The 16,251-nt window shown below is 66.1% G+C and carries 15 protein-coding genes and 1 riboswitch; of the genes, 6 read left to right on the top strand and 9 right to left on the bottom strand.

Going from position 1 to position 16,251, the window contains the following annotated elements; all coding sequences use genetic code 11:
- Positions 1 to 19: 19 nt before the first annotated feature.
- Entirely contained in the window at positions 20 to 964 is a 945-nt protein-coding gene (locus QOJ24_RS03885) for an NADP-dependent oxidoreductase (protein ID WP_526259290.1), read from the bottom strand.
- A 132-nt stretch (positions 965 to 1,096) separates the two neighbouring features.
- On the opposite strand from QOJ24_RS03885, the gene QOJ24_RS03880 reads away from it, so the two are divergent.
- Positions 1,097 to 1,588 carry a MarR family winged helix-turn-helix transcriptional regulator gene (locus QOJ24_RS03880; RefSeq protein WP_526259288.1) on the top strand — a complete coding sequence of 164 codons (492 nt, stop codon included), beginning with the start codon at positions 1,097 to 1,099 and terminating at the stop codon, positions 1,586 to 1,588.
- Here QOJ24_RS03880 and QOJ24_RS03875 read toward each other — a convergent pair.
- From QOJ24_RS03875 to QOJ24_RS03865, 3 genes are read right to left on the bottom strand one after another with little or no spacing between them, the layout of a single operon-like run.
- Entirely contained in the window at positions 1,585 to 2,316 is a 732-nt protein-coding gene (locus tag QOJ24_RS03875; protein ID WP_526259286.1) for a class I SAM-dependent methyltransferase, read from the bottom strand. The genes QOJ24_RS03880 and QOJ24_RS03875 overlap by 4 nt on opposite strands.
- Complete coding sequence (gene metX / locus QOJ24_RS03870) at positions 2,313 to 3,434, bottom strand: homoserine O-acetyltransferase MetX (protein ID WP_526259284.1); 1,122 nt, start codon at positions 3,432 to 3,434, stop codon at positions 2,313 to 2,315. Before metX ends, QOJ24_RS03875 begins: the two co-directional genes overlap by 4 nt.
- Positions 3,435 to 3,457: 23 nt before the next feature.
- Positions 3,458 to 4,804 carry a bifunctional o-acetylhomoserine/o-acetylserine sulfhydrylase gene (locus tag QOJ24_RS03865; RefSeq protein WP_526259282.1) on the bottom strand — a complete coding sequence of 449 codons (1,347 nt, stop codon included), beginning with the start codon at positions 4,802 to 4,804 and terminating at the stop codon, positions 3,458 to 3,460.
- A gap of 40 nt (positions 4,805 to 4,844) precedes the next feature.
- Positions 4,845 to 4,982: riboswitch (SAM riboswitch) on the bottom strand.
- A 170-nt stretch (positions 4,983 to 5,152) separates the two neighbouring features.
- On the opposite strand from QOJ24_RS03865, the gene QOJ24_RS03860 reads away from it, so the two are divergent.
- Positions 5,153 to 7,390: an NADP-dependent isocitrate dehydrogenase gene (locus QOJ24_RS03860; RefSeq protein ID WP_526259280.1), complete on the top strand. Its 2,238-nt coding sequence runs from the start codon at positions 5,153 to 5,155 to the stop codon at positions 7,388 to 7,390.
- Here QOJ24_RS03860 and ephH read toward each other — a convergent pair.
- Both ephH and QOJ24_RS03850 read right to left on the bottom strand, forming a co-directional pair.
- Complete coding sequence (ephH, locus tag QOJ24_RS03855; protein WP_526259278.1) at positions 7,387 to 8,208, bottom strand: epoxide hydrolase EphH; 822 nt, start codon at positions 8,206 to 8,208, stop codon at positions 7,387 to 7,389. The two genes, QOJ24_RS03860 and ephH, sit on opposite strands and share 4 nt — an antisense overlap.
- Positions 8,209 to 8,288: 80 nt before the next feature.
- Positions 8,289 to 8,903: a TIGR03086 family metal-binding protein gene (locus QOJ24_RS03850; protein WP_526259276.1), complete on the bottom strand. Its 615-nt coding sequence runs from the start codon at positions 8,901 to 8,903 to the stop codon at positions 8,289 to 8,291.
- Between the two features lie 96 nt (positions 8,904 to 8,999).
- On the opposite strand from QOJ24_RS03850, the gene QOJ24_RS03845 reads away from it, so the two are divergent.
- The 3 genes from QOJ24_RS03845 to yhjD are packed head-to-tail and all read left to right on the top strand — an operon-like array spanning position 9,000 to position 11,482.
- Positions 9,000 to 9,395, top strand: coding sequence for a MarR family winged helix-turn-helix transcriptional regulator (locus QOJ24_RS03845; RefSeq protein ID WP_526259333.1), 396 nt, complete (start codon positions 9,000 to 9,002; stop codon positions 9,393 to 9,395).
- Positions 9,396 to 9,420: 25 nt separating this feature from the next.
- Entirely contained in the window at positions 9,421 to 10,437 is a 1,017-nt protein-coding gene (trpS, locus tag QOJ24_RS03840; protein WP_526259274.1) for a tryptophan--tRNA ligase, read from the top strand.
- A gap of 19 nt (positions 10,438 to 10,456) precedes the next feature.
- Positions 10,457 to 11,482: an inner membrane protein YhjD gene (gene yhjD, locus QOJ24_RS03835; protein WP_526259272.1), complete on the top strand. Its 1,026-nt coding sequence runs from the start codon at positions 10,457 to 10,459 to the stop codon at positions 11,480 to 11,482.
- Here the strand turns inward: yhjD and QOJ24_RS03830 are convergent, their stop codons facing one another.
- The 3 genes from QOJ24_RS03830 to QOJ24_RS03820 form a co-directional block, all read right to left on the bottom strand.
- A complete protein-coding gene (locus tag QOJ24_RS03830) occupies positions 11,483 to 12,691 on the bottom strand; it encodes a D-alanyl-D-alanine carboxypeptidase family protein (protein WP_526259270.1) in 1,209 nt (402 codons plus the stop codon).
- An 85-nt stretch (positions 12,692 to 12,776) separates the two neighbouring features.
- Entirely contained in the window at positions 12,777 to 14,162 is a 1,386-nt protein-coding gene (locus QOJ24_RS03825; RefSeq protein WP_526259268.1) for an aspartate aminotransferase family protein, read from the bottom strand.
- The gene (locus QOJ24_RS03820) at positions 14,159 to 14,674 is read right to left on the bottom strand and encodes an Lrp/AsnC family transcriptional regulator (protein ID WP_526259266.1); all 516 of its coding nucleotides are present in this window, start codon (positions 14,672 to 14,674) and stop codon (positions 14,159 to 14,161) included. The genes QOJ24_RS03825 and QOJ24_RS03820 overlap by 4 nt, the downstream gene beginning before the upstream one ends.
- 122 nt (positions 14,675 to 14,796) lie before the next feature.
- On the opposite strand from QOJ24_RS03820, the gene QOJ24_RS03815 reads away from it, so the two are divergent.
- The coding region (locus tag QOJ24_RS03815) for an aminobutyraldehyde dehydrogenase (protein ID WP_526259264.1) at positions 14,797 to 16,251 on the top strand (1,455 nt) is incomplete at its 3' end.

The raw sequence follows: 16,251 nt of genomic DNA, 5'->3' as shown, positions 1-16,251 counted from the left end.
ATGGTGTCGTGGCTGCGGGTCATTGATCGGCGGGATACAGAATTGTCTTGCCGGGCAGCCGACCCCCGTCGGCGTCGGCGTGGACGGCAGCGACCTCGGTCAGCGGGCGGCGGTCGGCGACGTCAATGTGCAGTGTGCCTGCGTCGACGCGGTTGACGAGCTCGCCCAATTGCGCGGCGTCGCTGTGCACGAAGATCCGCTGCGAGCGAATCCCGCGTGGCGGATTCTCCGGGCCTGACGTCATGGTGCCGATGTGCAACCCGCCGTCTGTCACGAGGCCTACGAGGGCCGCGGTCTGCTCCGGTGAGGTACTCACCAGGTTGAGCACGACGTCGAACCGCGGTCCGTCGACGGCGATCGGAGTGGCGGTGTAGTCGATGTAGTCGATGACCCGGTCGGCCCCGTAGCGGCGAAGACGGTCCGCACCGGCGGCCTTTGCGGTCGCGGTGACGACGGCGCCGGCCTGGTGGGCGAGCTGTACCGCGTAACCGCCGACCGCTCCGCCCCCGCCGTTGATCAGGATCGACTGCCCGGCCTTCAATGCGGCGATGTCGAACAAGGCTTGCCACGCCGTCAACCCGACGGTCGGCAGCGCGGCGGCGTCGGCAAGGGCCACCGACCGCGGTGCGGCGGCCAGCACGTCGGCGGGTGCGACCACGTACTCGGCGGCAGCGCCGTCGGCGTCCATCGGAAGAAAGCCGACGACCGCGTCGCCGATGTTCCACCCCGTCACGCCGTGGCCGACTTCAGCGATCGTGCCCGCGACGTCGATCCCCGGAACATGCGGGAATGCGATCGCGTACACCTCGGACAGGTAGCCGCCACGGATGCCGGCGTCGACCGGGTTGAACGACGTCGCGGCGACCTTCACCAGGACTTGCCCTGTGTCAGGCGCCGGCCGCTCGACCTCGTCGTACTGCAGAACCTCGCTGCCGCCGTAGCGGTGGTAAATCGCTGCCTTCATGACGTCTCCTTCGTTGGTTGCTTCGATTTCGAAGCAGTACCCTCCGTGTAACTGCTTCGAGATCGAAGCAATTCCGGGCGAGAAGGTGATCGTCGTCTCATTGCTTCGAGATCGAAGCACTATGCTGGCGGTATGGCCGAACCGCTCAAGCCCGACCAGATGCGCACCTACTTCGCGCTCACCGAGGCGGCCAGCCTGCTTCAGTACGCCGTAAGACAGCAGCTGCAGGACGAGGGCAACCTGAGCTACGTGCAGTTCGAGATTCTGGCCAAATTGGTCGACGCCGACCGGCCGTTGACGATGACCGAGCTGGCCGATGGCGTCGTCTACAGCCGCAGTGGCCTCACCCACCAGGCTGGGCTTTTGCAGACAGCGGGGCTCATCACCCGCGAAGGCAGTACCCGTGACCAGCGCGTCACCGTCGTCGAGATCACCGAGGAGGGTCGCGCCCGCGTCGAGAAGGTTCTACCCGGTCACATCCAGGTCGTCCGGAAGCTCCTGTACGGCTCGCTGTCCGATGAGGACGTGCGCGTCCTCGGCGACCTGATGACCCGCATCCGCGACCACATGCGTGACCGGCCGCCGCGGTCGGCCGCCCCGCGTGCCGCCTCGCGACGCGACTAGGGCAGCGTCGCGCGAATGCTCACCGTGACATACGGCAGCGCGAGCCCCGTGCTGTTGGCCAGCGCGGGGTGAGTCCCGAGCAGCTCGCGCACCCGCTCCAGCGTCTGGGTACGCACGTCGGCCGGCGAGGTGATGCAGTAGCTGCGCGATGCGACGAGGTCGATGAGCGCCTGCGGCGTCAGATAACTCGTCCACTCCACCTGGTCGCGTTCGATGTGCTCGAACGGCTCCGACAGCGTGACCTCCTGGCTGAACGGGTCGTCCTCGTGGCCGATGATGCGGCCGAGGTCCTTGACCCAACCCATCCGCTCGTCGCGGGTGTTCCAAACCAGGCCCAGACGTCCGCCCGGCCGCAGCACGCGCGCGACTTCGGCGACGGCGCGTTCAGGGTCGAACCAGTGCCAGGCCTGTGCGACCAGCACCGCGTCCACGCTGTCGTCGGGCAGCGGGATCTCCTCTGCGGTGCCGAGCAGCGCAGGTGTTTCGGGCAGGGAATGGCTGAGCAGCTCGAGCATCTCGGGGATCGGGTCGACGGCGACCACCTCGAGCCCACGCTCAACGAGCCGGGTGGTCAGCTTTCCGGTACCCGCGCCGAGGTCGAGGACATCCCGCGCGTTGGCCGGCAAGAGCCAGTCGATGGCCTCGGGTGGATAGGACGGTCTGCCGCGCTCGTATGCCGCGGCCTCCGCGCCGAACGACAGGGAACGCTGCTCTCTCGATCGGGTCACCTGGATGCCAGCTCCAATGTCTCGCGGATCAGGGCGCCGACCGCTTCCGTCTCGACGAGGAACCCGTCGTGGCCGTAGATCGAATCGACAACCTTCAGTTCCGCACAACCCGGCAGCAGCTCGGCTAATTCCTTCTGAAGCCGCAATGGATACAGCCGGTCGGAGGTGATGCCGCCGACGATCACCGGAACGCGGCACGTGGCCAGTGCCGCCGCGATGCCGCCTCGGCCCCGCCCGACGTCGTGGCTGGACAACGACTCGCTGAGCGCGACGTAGGTGCCGGCGTCGAACCTGCTCAGCAGCTTGTGGCCCTGATGTTCCAGATAGCTCTGCACGGCGTAGCGGCCGCCGGTCGCTGGATCCTCGTCGCCTTGGCCATCGTTGCCGAAGCGGTCGTCCAACTCGACCTCCCCGCGGTAGGTCAGGTGCGCGAACCTCCTGGCGATCTCCATGCCGATGTCCGGTGATCGCCCGGTGTCGTAATAGTCGCCGTTGCACCAATCCGGATCGGACTTGATCGCGGCGATCTGATTGCACTGGGTGCCGATCTGGTCGGCGGTCGCACGCGCGCCGACCGCCAGCACCAGGGCCGACCGGACGTTGTCGGGGTAGGCGATCATCCATTCCAGCGCGCGGGCGCCGCCCATCGAGCCGCCGACCACCGCGGCCACCTCGTTGATGCCGAGTGCCGAGAGAGCGGCGACGTCGGCCTCGACCTGGTCGCGAATGGAAACCAGCGGAAACCTTGAGCCCCATGGTTTTCCGTCGCGTGCCAGCGAACTCGGACCGGTAGACCCGCGGCAGCCGCCCAGCACGTTGGTGGCGACCGCGCACCAGCGGTCGGTGTCGATCGGCGCGCCTGGGCCTGCAACACCGTCCCACCAACCGGCGGTCGGGTGACCCGGCCCCGCAGGGCCCGTGATGTGCGAATCGCCGGTCAGCGCGTGCAGCACCACCACGACGTTGTCCCGGTTTGGCGAGAGCTCGCCCCACCGCTGGACGGCGATGGAGACGTCGTCGATCACGGCGCCGTTCTCCAGCGTCAGCGATCCGATGTCGACGATCGCGACCTCGCCTTCAGCGGGCAACGCGTCGGTGGGCACGTCAAAGATTGTCACGTCAGAATCCTCGCGAGCGTTGACTAAAACGCTGAGACGGTCGCCGGATCGGTATCCGCGGCGGCATGAAACGGCTTCGCCGCGGCGAAACCCTGCTCGAGGTCGGCGATGATGTCGTCGATTCCCTCGATGCCGACGGCCAGCCGCACCAGCCCGGGCGTCACGCCCGTGGCCAGCTGCTCCTCCGGGGTCAGCTGCGAGTGGGTGGTCGACGCGGGGTGGATCACCAACGACCGCACATCGCCGATATTGGCGACGTGGCTGTGCAGCGTCAACGCGTTGACGAACGCCTTGCCCGCGTCGATGCCGCCCGCCAGCTCGAACGCCAGCACCGCGCCGGTGCCCTTCGGCGCCAGCTTGCGACCCAGCTCGTGCCAGGGGGAGCTGGGCAGGCCCGCGTAGTTCACGGCGGTCACATCCGGGTGGTTGTCGAGGTATTCGGCGACCCGCTGGGCGTTGGACACGTGACGCTCGACGCGCAGGCTCAGCGTCTCCAGACCCTGGGCGACCAGGAAGGCGTTGAACGGTGCCGCCGCCGAACCCATGTCGCGCAGCAGTTGCACCCTGGCCTTTAGCGCATATGCGGGCGGGCCGAGCTCGGCGAACACCACCCCGTGGTAGCTGGGATCGGGTGTGGTGAATCCGGGGAAGTTCCCGTTCGTCCAGTCGAAGGTGCCGCCGTCGACGATCACGCCCGCGATCGCCGCGCCGTGACCGCCCAGATACTTGGTGGCCGAGTGCACGACGATGTCGGCGCCGTGGCTGATCGGCTGGATCAGGTACGGCGTGGCGACGGTGTTGTCGACGATGAGCGGCACGCCAGCCTCGTGAGCGACCGCCGCGACGCTGGGGATGTCGAGGATGTCGTTCTGCGGGTTGGAGATCGTCTCGCCGAAGAACGCCTTGGTGTTCGGCCGCACGGCCGCCCGCCACGAATCCAGATCGTCGGGGTTCTCGACGAAGCTGACTTCGATGCCGAGCTTGGGCAGCGTGTAGTGGAACAGGTTGTACGTGCCGCCGTAGAGCCGCGGGCTGGACACGATGTGATCACCGGCATTGGCGAGGTTGAGGATCGCGAACGTCTCGGCGGCCTGGCCGGAGGCCAAAAACAGGGCCGCAACCCCGCCTTCGAGTGCGGCGATGCGCTGCTCGACGACGTCCTGGGTGGGGTTCATGATCCGGGTGTAGATGTTGCCCGGCTCGGCAAGACCGAACAGGGCAGCGGCGTGCTCAGTGCTGTTGAACGTGTACGACGTCGTCTGGTAAATCGGCAGCGCCCGCGCGTTGGTGGCGCTGTCGGGCGTCTGCCCGGCGTGGACCTGTTTGGTTTCGAACGACCATTTGGCGGTCGGATCTTCTGGCGTGCTCATAGGAAGCCCTCATCTATCTACTCTGGGGGCCCGTCCGACGGACCCGCGCTTGCCGTGTGGCCGACTGTTGTTCGAGAACTGCAGTCGGCTACTCAACCTGGTCATCACCCGGGGCACCCCACCGCGGTTGGAGGGTTGCCGGCCAGCAAGCCGGGGCTTGACGCTGGCGCTCATGACCGCCAGGAATCTTATCGCACAGCAGGTCATGGGTGCCAGCGGGTGATGATGACGTGATTCTGCCGCCGGGTAGCCCGGCATTGCATGGGGCAAATGTCCCCATATGTAGGCACGCGTAGGTTCGTAACCGACGCGATACTGATAGCCGACACCGACGCCGGGAGACATCACATGAGCGACGAGAAGCCGACGATCATCTACACGCTGACTGACGAGGCGCCGCTGCTGGCGACCTACGCCTTTCTGCCGATCATCCGCACCTTCACCGACCCCGCCGGAATCGAGGTCGAAAGCAGCGACATCTCGGTGGCGGCGCGCATCCTCGCCGAGTTCTCCGACCGCCTCACCGAGGAGCAGCGGGTGCCCGACAATCTGGCCACCCTCGGTGCGCTCACGCATGATCCGGCGACCAACATCATCAAGCTGCCGAACATCAGCGCTTCGGTGCCCCAATTGCTGGCGGCCATCAAGGAGTTGAAGGCCAAGGGCTACGACCTCCCCGACTATCCGGGGGAGCCGAAGAACGACGACGAGAAGAAGATCAAGGAGCGTTACGCCAAGATTCTCGGCAGCGCCGTCAATCCGGTTCTGCGCGAAGGCAATTCGGACCGTCGGGCACCAAAGGCGGTCAAGGAGTACGCGCGCAAGCATCCGCACAGCATGGGCGAGTGGTCGCAGGCGTCGCGTACCCACGTCGCGACCATGAAGCGCGGCGACTTCTATCACGGCGAGAAGTCGATGACGCTGGACAAGGACCGCAAGGTCAAGATGGTGCTCGAGACCAAGCGCGGCGAGACGATCGTGCTCAAGCCCGAGGTGGCGCTGGACGACGGCGACATCATCGACAGCCACTTCATGAGTAAAAAGGCGCTGTGCGAGTTCTACGAAGAGCAGATCGAGGACGCCTACAAGACGGGCGTGATGTTCTCGCTTCACGTCAAGGCCACGATGATGAAGGTGTCGCACCCGATCGTGTTCGGCCACGCGGTGAAGGTGTTCTACAAGGAGGCCTTCGCCAAGCATCAGAAGGTGCTCGACGAACTCGGCGTCAACGTCAACAACGGGATGTCTGATCTCTACGACAAGATCGAGTCGCTGCCCGCGTCACAACGCGAAGAGATCGTCCAGGACATCCACGCGGTGCACGAGCACCGTCCCGAGCTCGCGATGGTCGACTCGGCCCGCGGCATCACGAACTTCCACTCACCAAGTGACGTGATCGTGGACGCGTCGATGCCCGCGATGATCCGGCTCGGCGGCAAGATGTACGGCGCGGACGGACGGACCAAGGACACCAAGGCGGTGAACCCCGAGTCCACGTTCTCGCGCATCTACCAGGAGATGATCAACTGGTGTAAGACCCACGGTCAGTTCGATCCCACCACGATGGGCACCGTCCCGAATGTCGGGCTGATGGCGCAGAAGGCCGAGGAGTACGGCTCACACGACAAGACGTTCGAGATCCCCGAGGACGGCGTCGCCGACATCGTCGACATCGACACCGGCGAGGTACTGCTCAGCCAGAATGTCGAGACCGGCGACATCTGGCGCATGCCGATCGTCAAGGACCCCGCAATCCGGGACTGGGTCAAGTTGGCCGTCAACCGTGGGCGCGCATCCGGCATGACGGTGCTGTTCTGGCTGGACACCGAGCGCCCGCACGAGGCGGAGTTGCGCAAGAAGGTCAAGGCCTACCTGTTGGACCACGACACCGAGGGCCTGCACATCCAGGTCATGCCGCAGGTGTGGGCCATGCGATACACGCTGGAGCGGGTGTTCCGCGGCCAGGACACGATCGCTGCGACCGGAAACATCTTGCGCGACTACCTGACTGATCTCTTCCCGATCCTGGAGTTGGGCACCAGCGCCAAAATGCTGTCGATCGTGCCGCTGATGGCGGGCGGTGGTATGTACGAGACCGGCGCGGGCGGATCGGCACCCAAGCACGTGCACCAACTGGTCGAGGAGAACCATCTGCGCTGGGACTCGCTCGGCGAATTCCTCGCCCTCGGGGCGTGTTTCGAAGATCTGGGCAGCAAAACCGAGAACAAGCGCGCCACGCTGCTTGGCAAGACGATGGACGCGGCGATCGGCAAGCTGCTGGAGAACAACAAGGGGCCGTCACGGCGAACCGGTGAGCTCGACAACCGCGGCAGCCAGTTCTATCTCGCCATGTATTGGGCACAGCAACTCGCCGAACAGACCGAGGACAAGGAGCTCGCCGACCACTTCGCCAAACTGGCCAAGACGCTGGCGGACAACGAAGACACGATCGTGTCCGAACTTGCTGAGGTGCAAGGCGATTCGGTGGACATCGGCGGCTACTACTACCCGGACAGGGAGAAGACCGCGGCGGTGATGCGGCCGAGTAAGACGCTCAACGAGACGCTGGAGGCTGCACGCAGCTAGACCGCTTTCGGGTGGGCGTACTGGTCGACGAACTCGGTGATCACGTCGGCTATCCGCTGCGGCGCCTCGTACATCGGCACGTGACCGACGCCGTCCAGCGTCGACACCTTTGTGTTGGATGGAAGTTGCTCGGTGAACAGGCGCGTGTACCGCGGCGTCGGCAGCACCCGGTCCTTTTCGCAGATCACCAGATGGGTTGGTGTGCGGGTCTTCGCCAGCTCCAGCAGGCCTGGCAGCGTCACCGACTTCACCAGCATCTGGTAGTACGCGGAGCAGTGTCCGGCGTCGTCGATGAGCTCGAGAACGTCTTCGTCGGTGAGGCTGTCGGCGGTCGCGCTGACGGCCGGATACGCAATCTGCCGCGCGAAGGGGAACTTGGCCGCGCGCTTGCCGAGCAGCTTGCAGACGGCGAATACCGGAGCGGCGGCGAGGAACTTGCCGACGATCTCGAACTTCGCCGGGGTGAAGTGGTTCCATCCGCCCGCAGGGGCGATACCGGTGAGCGTGCGGGCGCGGCCACGCCGCTCCAGTTCGAAAGACACCCAGCCGCCGAGCGAGTTGCCGACGAGGTGAGCGGTGCCCCAGCCCAGCGCGTCCAGTCGCCGCTCCACGTCATCGGCCAGCGTGGCGGTATCGAGCATGAAATTTCCGCGAGCGCCGCCGTTGTGGCCGGCCATCGTCGGCGCGAATACCTCGTAACGGCCCGTGTCAGCTATCAACGGAGCGACCCGTTTCCACACGTTCTGGGACAGGATGAACGGGTGCAGCAAAAGCATCGGCTCGCCGGAGCCCAGGTGGATCGGGTCACGTCGCGTCATGATGCCGACATTAAAGGTGGTACCGCCGGTATCGCAAGCTCGCCTGTTCGTCTCGTCCGTCACAGTCGGGACCCACCGCTCTATGCGGGCCAGTCCGGCCTGCGGCCGAGATGTCGCAGTATCCGGTTCACATCGCCCGTGCCGCCCTGTTCGACGGCGGGCGCGAACGGCGCCCCGGCTATGGAGCGAAAGTCGCCGTCTGGCACTGCGAGTGCCAGCGGCAGTACGGCCTCGATGACGTCGTCGGGTAGTTCGAAGGGGACACCCAGCGAGGCGGCGACGTCCCAGCCGTGGACGACGTAGTCGACGAAGTGAAAACCCATCGCCATGGTGCCCGGGAACACCGCTCCTTCACCGAACTCCGGCAATGCGAACGACGCATCGGCTGTTCCGTCGACCGCGAATGCGTCCAGCACGTCGTGCGCCGCCTCCGAGTAGGCGCGACCGGGATCCGCCCGCACCGGCTCCAGTACGTTCTCGACGCGCCAGACGTCGGGGTCTGAGCCCAGACCTCGCGCCGCGGCGGCGAACCCGCGGTGCTGGACGGTCATGTGCGCCAGGAGGTCGGCCAGGTTCCAGCCATCGCACGGCGTCGTTCGACCGAGATCGGTCAGCCGGACGGTGTCGACGAGGTCGATCGACTGCAGCACGGCGATTCGGTGGAAGTGGAGAAGGTCGGTCGCTTTTGTAGGCATCTGCAGATCATAAGCATACGCATATGATAATGCAATGCTTATCATGTGGCCGTGGCAGCGAAGCAGTCTGATTCGCGGCGCCCCGACCTGGCCGCGATGCTTGCACCGCTCCTGCGTGAGCTCGTCGCCGCGGAGGAGCCGGTTCTCGACGCGCACGGCTTGACGATGTGGGGCTATGTCGTGTTGCTGGCACTGGACCGGTCGTCGATGCGGACCCAGGCCGCGTTGGCCGCGGCGATCGGCGCCGACAAGACACGGATCATTCGCACCCTCGACGATCTGCAGCACGACGGATACATCGAACGCAGCCCCGACCCGGACGACCGCAGAGTGCGACTGCTGGCCATCACCGATGCGGGTCGCCGTGTCAAAGACGCAGTGCAGGACGAGATCCAGCGCGGGGAAGAGCGGTGGCTCGGCGAACTCGGCGTCGAGGAGCGGCGCACGTTTCTGCGGGCGCTGGCGCGGCTGACCCCGCGCGACTGGGGATGACGAGGGTGCAAAGATCGAACCCATCATGAGCAAGCCAGCCGAGCGCGTCGTCTTCTCCGGCGTGCAACCCACATCTGACTCCCTGCACCTCGGCAATGCGCTGGGGGCGGTTGCGCAGTGGGTCGGCCTGCAGGACGAGTTCGACGCCTACTTCTGCGTCGTCGACCTGCATGCGATCACGATCCCGCAGGACCCCGATACGCTGCGGCGCCGCACGCTCGCGACGGCCGCGCAGTACCTGGCGATGGGGATCGACCCGTTCCGGGCAACCATATTCGTGCAGAGCCACGTGGCCGCCCACACCGAACTCACCTGGGTGCTGGGGTGTTTCACCGGTTTCGGGCAGGCGTCGCGGATGACCCAGTTCAAGGACAAGTCCCAGAAGGAGGGCAGCGACGCCACCACGGTCGGGCTGTTCACCTACCCGGTGCTGATGGCCGCCGACGTCCTGCTCTATGACACCGACCTGGTCCCCGTCGGGGAGGACCAGCGCCAGCACCTCGAACTCGCCCGCGATGTCGCGCAGCGTTTCAATGCACGCTTCCCCGACACCTTCGTCGTTCCCGAGCCGATGATCCCCAAGGCCACCGCGAAGATCTATGACCTTCAGGACCCGACCGCGAAGATGAGCAAATCGGCGGCCAGCGATGCCGGACTGATCAGCCTGCTCGACGATCCCGGCGTCACCGCGAAGAAGATCAGGTCGGCCGTCACCGACAGCGAGCGCGAGATCCGCTACGACCCCGAGGCCAAGCCTGGCGTGTCCAACCTGCTGACAATCCAGTCCGCGGTCACCGGGTCCGACATCGACAAGCTGGTCGAAGAATATGCCGGCCGCGGCTACGGCGACCTGAAGAAGGACACCGCCGAGGCGGTGGTGGAGTTCGTCACCCCGATCAAGACCAGGGTCGATGATTTGCTCGCCGACAGCACCGAGCTCGAGGGGATTCTCGCCGCCGGCGCCACCCGCGCCAACGAAGTGTCTGCGAAAACGCTGAATCGGGTATACGAGCGGTTAGGTTTTCTACAGCAACCGCGATAGTGCCCTGACGGAGGTCGGCATGTCCGAACCGGCCCAGCCGGGCATTCTGGACCGCTTCCGAACCCGGTACGGGTGGTTCGACCACGTCATGCGCGCACAGGAGCGCTACCAAGGCAGCAAGGGCGATTTCTACGCCGCGGGCATCACGTACTTCACGATCTTCGCGCTCTTTCCGTTGCTGATGGTCGCCTTCTCGATCGCGGGGTTCGTCCTGGCCAGCCAGCCGGACCTGCTCGCCGAGGTCACCGACAAGATCAAGTCAACGGTTTCCGGTGATCTGGGGAACCAGTTGGTTCAGCTGATGGATTCCGCAATCAAGTCGCGGACATCGGTCGGCATCATCGGGCTCGCCACGGCCGCGTGGGCCGGGCTGGGTTGGATGGCGAACCTGCGCGAGGCGTTGAGCCAGATGTGGGGCTTCCTGCGCCAAGACACGGCAGGGTTCGTTCGCACCAAGCTCTCCGATCTGCTCGCCATCGTCGGATTGTTCGGCGCCATCATCCTCACCGTCGCACTGACCGCGCTCGGCAGCTCTGGATTGATGAAGCAGGTCGTGAAATGGCTTGGTCTGCAGGCTCTTCCGGGCATAAGCATCGGCCTGCGGGTGGCATCCATCGCGGTGTCCATTCTGGTCTCGTGGCTGCTGTTCACCTGGATGATCGCCCGGTTGCCGCGCGAGTCGGTTGGTTTGCGCAGCGCGGCGCGGGCCGGGCTCATGGTCGCGGTTACCTTCGAGGTCTTCAAGCTGGTGGCGTCGATCTATCTCAAGTCCGTGGTCACCGGTCCCGCCGGTGCGACGTTCGGGCCCGTGCTCGGCCTGATGGTCTTCGCCTACATCACCGCACGGATGATTCTGTTCGCGACAGCGTGGGCGGCCACCGCCACAGAGACTCTCGAGGCGCTGACGGTGGAACCACCCCCGGCCGCCCAGATCAACCCACGGGTACAGGTACGAGAGGGTATCGGTCCCGCCGGTGCCGTTGGCGCCGCAGCCGTCGGTGCCCTTGGCGCCCTTGGGCTTTCGCGGCTCGTCCGTCGCCGCTGATCAGTGCTGAGGCCGGCGGTTCATCGACCGCGCGGCCATGATGAGGCAGAACACGATGACTGCGCCGACGAACGCCACCCCGACCCGGACCGGCAGCGCGTCGGCGGCCGGAATCGCGGCGGTGGCCTTCAACGCGGTGTCCTCGGCGGCTTTTTCGGGCGTGGCCACCAGCGATGGGTCCGGTTCGATGAGCGAGCCGACCTTCGTGCCCGGCGCTGTCGCGAACCCGTAGTCGAGCAGGTGGGCGGCCTGTTCCCAGGGGGCGATGGGCTGGCGGGTGCCCCGCATCAGCACCGCGACCAGCCTGCGGCCGTCGTGGTTGGCTGCGCCGACGAACGTCTGGCCCGCGTCGTCGGTGTAGCCGGTTTTGCCGCCCATCGCGCCCGGGTAGTTGTAGAGCAGCTTGTTGTCGTTCTCGACCGGATAGCCGGCGTCGCCGCGACCGGGGAAGTCGAAGCTCCGGGTGGCCACGATTTCGGCGAATGTCGGGTTCTGCCATGCATATCGGTAGAACAGCCCGATGTCGTAGGCAGACGTGCTCATGCCGGGGCCGTCGAGCCCCGATGGTGTCGCCACGCGGGTGTCGCGGCCGCCGAGCTTGCTCGCAAGATCGTTGAGCTTGGTCAGCGTCGCGTCCATCCCGCCCATCTGCATGGCCAGCGCGTGCGCGGCGTCGTTGCCCGAATGCATGAGCAGCCCGTGCAGGATGTCGCGAATCGAGTAGTGGCCGCCCTCGCCGATGCCGACCTTGGTTCCCTCCGCGCCCGCGTCGTCAGGGGTGCCTGCCACTACCTTGTGGATCGGCAGATCCCGCAGCGCCTGCATGGCCACGAGCACCTTGATGATGCTGGCCGGCCGGTGCCTGGCGTGCGGATCCTTGGCGGCGATGACGTCGCCGGTGTCGAGGTCGGCCACCAGCCAGGCCTCTGCGGAGATGTCACCGGGCACCGGCGGCGTGCCAGGCGCGGTGATCACACCACAGCCGCCGAGCGCGTCACCGCCGACCGGGTCGGAGGGCACCGCCAACGGTTGCGGTGGGTCGCCTGCCGTCGGAACCTCGGACGAGTCGACGGCTGGCGGGGTGCTGACCTGATAGGGGCATGCATCGGAGGCGTTGGGCTCGGCGTTCGCCAACGCCGGGGTCACCGCCAGAAAAAGCGCCGCTGCCAGGGCGGGAGCGCGCCGGGACACGGTCGTGAAGGTCGCCATCGTGTCCGAAGGTTAGGCGATTCGGCGCGCAAACCCGGGGAGCCACGCTGTGACTCAAGTGGTTGGAGTTTCCAAAGTGACGAGGTCACATCCTCCGGCTGGCTTCGCCAAGCACGCTACTGAGGATGTCGTAGATCGCGTCGAACTCCTTCTGCCCGCTGATCAGCGGCGGAGCCAGCTGCACGACCGGATCGCCGCGGTCGTCGGCGCGGCAGTACAGACCGGCCTCCCACAGAGCAGGAGTCAGGTAGCCACGCAGCAGACGCTCGGACTCCTCGTCGTTGAAGGTCTCCTTGGTTGTCTTGTCCTTGACCAGTTCGATGCCGTAGAAGAAGCCCTCGCCGCGGACGTCGCCGACGATCGGCAGGTCGTACAACTTCTCCAGCGTCGACCGGAAGGCGGGCGCCATCTCCTTGACGTGGGCGTTGATGCCCTCTCGCTCGAAGATGTCGAGGTTGGCCAGCGCCACCGCGGACGACACCGGATGCCCGCCGAAGGTGTAACCGTGGCCGAACACCGTCTGGCCGTCGTTGAACGGCTCGAACAGCCTGTCGCTGGCGACCATCGCGCCGATCGGCGAGTATCCGGACGTCAAACCCTTTGCGCAGGTGATGATGTCGGGCACGTAGTCGAAGTCGTTGCAGGCGAACATCGATCCGATACGGCCGTAGGCGCAGATGACCTCGTCGGAGACCAGCAGCACGTCGTACTCGTCGCAGATCTCGCGCACCCGCTCGAAGTATCCGGGCGGCGGCGGGAAGCATCCGCCTGCGTTCTGCACGGGCTCCAGGAACACTGCTGCGACGCTGTCGGGTCCTTCGAACTCGATGGCCTCGGCGATCCGGTCCGCGCAGTAGCGGCCGAAATTCTTGAGATCGGTGTCATAGGGCTCGGGTGCGCGGTAGAAGTTGGTGTTCGGCACGCGGAAACCGCCGGGCACCAGCGGCTCGAACGGGACCTTGAACGCCGGGATGCCCGTGATGGACAGCGCACCCTGCGGTGTGCCGTGGTAGGCGATCGAGCGCGAAACCACCTTGTGCTTACCGGGTTTGCCGGTCAGCTTGAAGTACTGCTTGGCCAGCTTCCATGCGCTCTCGACGGCTTCGCCGCCGCCGGTGGTGAAGAACACCCGGTTCAAATCGCCCGGCGCGTATCCGGCGATGCGTTCGGACAGTTCGATCGCGGTCGGCGTCGCGTAGGACCACAGCGGGAAGAACGCCAGAGTCTCGGCCTGCTTGGCGGCCGCCTCCGCGAGCTCCTTGCGGCCGTGTCCGACCTGCACCACGAACAGGCCGGAGAGCCCGTCAATGTAGCTCTTGCCCTTGTCATCCCAGATATGGACGCCTTCGCCGCGGGTGATGATCGGCGGGGTGATGCCCTCGCCGTGCCGTGCGAAGTGGCCCCACAGGTGGCGGTTCGCCTTGGTTGCTAGGTCGGTCGATACTTCTGGTGCGATATCAGTAGTCGTCATCTTGTACCCCAATTATATTGCTGCTTAACGAGTTTCAGGTAAACCAGCGTTTCGGTGGATATCACTCCCGGCAGTGCGCGAATCTGGGTGTTGAGCAGCTCGAGCAGGCTATCGTCGTCTTCGCAGACCACTTCGATGATGGCGTCGAAGGAGCCCGCGGTCAGCACCACATACTCGACCGCGTCGATCGCGGCCAACTTTTCAGCCACCCGTGTCGTGTCGCCCGTGCAGCGGATGCCGATCATCGCCTGTCGGGCGAAACCGAGTTGCATCGGATCGGTGACAGCGACGATCTGCATGACGCCTGAGTCGACCATGCGCTGGACCCGCTGCCGCACCGCGGCCTCGGAGAGCCCCACCGCCTTGCCGATGCCCGCATACGAGCGACGACCGTCCTGCTGCAGCTTCTCGATGATTGCCTTGGACAGTTCGTCCAGCTGAACCGCTGCCCCTGGACGCGTATGCACGCGCAGGGAGACGGGTTGGATGCCATCAGCACCCGGGTTGGCCATGGTTGAGATTGTGCACGGAATCCGTCGTCACAAGCAACCAAACCAATGAAATCACGCGCCGAGGGTTGTCGCGACTGCAGGAATGCGTAGCCGCGGGGCAACGCGTCGGTTAGCGTTGGACCATGACTGCGACGGTATCGGCCAGCGTGGCCGGCAGCTGGATCAACGGCGCGGCGGTCACCACCGGCGGCGCCAATCATCAGGTCATCAACCCCGCGAACGGCGACGTCGTCGCCGAGCTGGCATTGGCCACCCCGGCCGACGTCGACACTGCGGTCGAGGTGGCGCGCGAGGTGCAGCGGGGGTGGGGCAGCGCTACCCCGGTGGACCGGGCGACGGTGCTGGCCAAGCTGGCTGCGCTGATGTCCGAGCACGCCGACGAGCTGGTCGCCGAGGAGGTCAGCCAGACCGGCAAGCCGGCGCGGCTGGCCCGCGAGTTCGACGTCCCAGGCAGCATCGACAACGTCGACTTCTTCTCCGGCGCGGCCCGTCACCTCGAGGGCAAGGCCACCGCCGAGTACTCCGGCGACCACACCTCGAGCGTCCGCCGCGAGGCCGTCGGCATCGTCGCAAGCATCACGCCGTGGAACTATCCGCTGCAGATGGCGGTGTGGAAGGTGCTGCCCGCGCTGGCCGCCGGCTGCAGCGTCGTCATCAAACCCGCGGAGCTGACACCGTTGACCACGTTGACGCTGGCGCGGCTTGCCACCGAAGCGGGCCTGCCGGACGGCGTCTTCAACGTCCTCACCGGGGCAGGCGGCGACGTCGGCACCGCGCTGGCCGGCCATCCGGACGTGGACGTGGTGACGTTCACCGGGTCGACGCCGGTGGGCCGCAAGGTGATGGCCGCCGCGGCGGTGCACGGCCACCGCACCCAGCTCGAGCTGGGCGGCAAGGCGCCGTTCGTGGTTTTCGACGACGCCGATCTCGACGCGGCGATCCAGGGTGCGGTCGCGGGTTCGCTGATCAACACCGGACAGGACTGCACCGCCGCGACGCGCGCGATCGTCGCGCGGCCGCTCTATGACGACTTCGTCGCCGGTGTCGGCGAGCTGATGAGCAAGGTTGTCGTCGGCGATCCCGACGACGACGACACCGACCTCGGGCCGCTCATCTCGATGGCGCACCGCGCCAAGGTCGCGGGCATGGTCGAGCGGGCGCCGGATCAGGGCGGTCGCATCGTCACCGGCGGCACCGCACCAGATCTGCCGGGATCGTTCTACCGTCCGACGCTCATCGCCGATGTCGGCGAGGACTCTGAAATCTACCGCGACGAGATCTTCGGTCCGGTGCTGACGGTGCGCCCGTTCACCGACGACGACGACGCGCTACGGCAGGCCAATGACACCGCGTTCGGCCTTGCCGCCTCGGCGTGGACCCGCGACGTCTACCGGGCCCAGCGCGCGTCGCGCGAGATCCACTCCGGCTGCGTGTGGATCAACGACCACATCCCGATCATCAGCGAGATGCCGCATGGTGGCGTCGGCGCTTCGGGCTTCGGCAAGGACATGTCGGACTACTCGTTCGAGGAGTACCTGACGATCAAGCACGTGATGAGCGATATCACCGGCGTCGCC

The sequence above is a fragment of the Mycobacterium sp. genome (assembly GCF_032159775.1).
Taxonomy (GTDB): domain Bacteria; phylum Actinomycetota; class Actinomycetes; order Mycobacteriales; family Mycobacteriaceae; genus Mycobacterium.
This window is presented reverse-complemented; position numbering and strand designations above follow the sequence as displayed.

Bases quoted from the DNA above. Each gene is read 5' to 3' on its own strand.
- QOJ24_RS03885 (WP_526259290.1), bottom strand. From the start codon at position 964: ATGAAGGCAGCGATTTACCACCGCTACGGCGGCAGCGAGGTTCTGCAG.
- QOJ24_RS03880 (WP_526259288.1), top strand. From the start codon at position 1,097: ATGGCCGAACCGCTCAAGCCCGACCAGATGCGCACCTACTTCGCGCTC.
- QOJ24_RS03865 (WP_526259282.1), bottom strand. From the start codon at position 4,804: ATGAGCACGCCAGAAGATCCGACCGCCAAATGGTCGTTCGAAACCAAA.
- QOJ24_RS03860 (WP_526259280.1), top strand. From the start codon at position 5,153: ATGAGCGACGAGAAGCCGACGATCATCTACACGCTGACTGACGAGGCG.
- ephH (WP_526259278.1), bottom strand. From the start codon at position 8,208: ATGACGCGACGTGACCCGATCCACCTGGGCTCCGGCGAGCCGATGCTT.
- QOJ24_RS03850 (WP_526259276.1), bottom strand. From the start codon at position 8,903: ATGCCTACAAAAGCGACCGACCTTCTCCACTTCCACCGAATCGCCGTG.
- QOJ24_RS03845 (WP_526259333.1), top strand. From the start codon at position 9,000: ATGCTTGCACCGCTCCTGCGTGAGCTCGTCGCCGCGGAGGAGCCGGTT.
- trpS (WP_526259274.1), top strand. From the start codon at position 9,421: ATGAGCAAGCCAGCCGAGCGCGTCGTCTTCTCCGGCGTGCAACCCACA.
- yhjD (WP_526259272.1), top strand. From the start codon at position 10,457: ATGTCCGAACCGGCCCAGCCGGGCATTCTGGACCGCTTCCGAACCCGG.
- QOJ24_RS03830 (WP_526259270.1), bottom strand. From the start codon at position 12,691: ATGGCGACCTTCACGACCGTGTCCCGGCGCGCTCCCGCCCTGGCAGCG.
- QOJ24_RS03825 (WP_526259268.1), bottom strand. From the start codon at position 14,162: ATGACGACTACTGATATCGCACCAGAAGTATCGACCGACCTAGCAACC.
- QOJ24_RS03820 (WP_526259266.1), bottom strand. From the start codon at position 14,674: ATGGCCAACCCGGGTGCTGATGGCATCCAACCCGTCTCCCTGCGCGTG.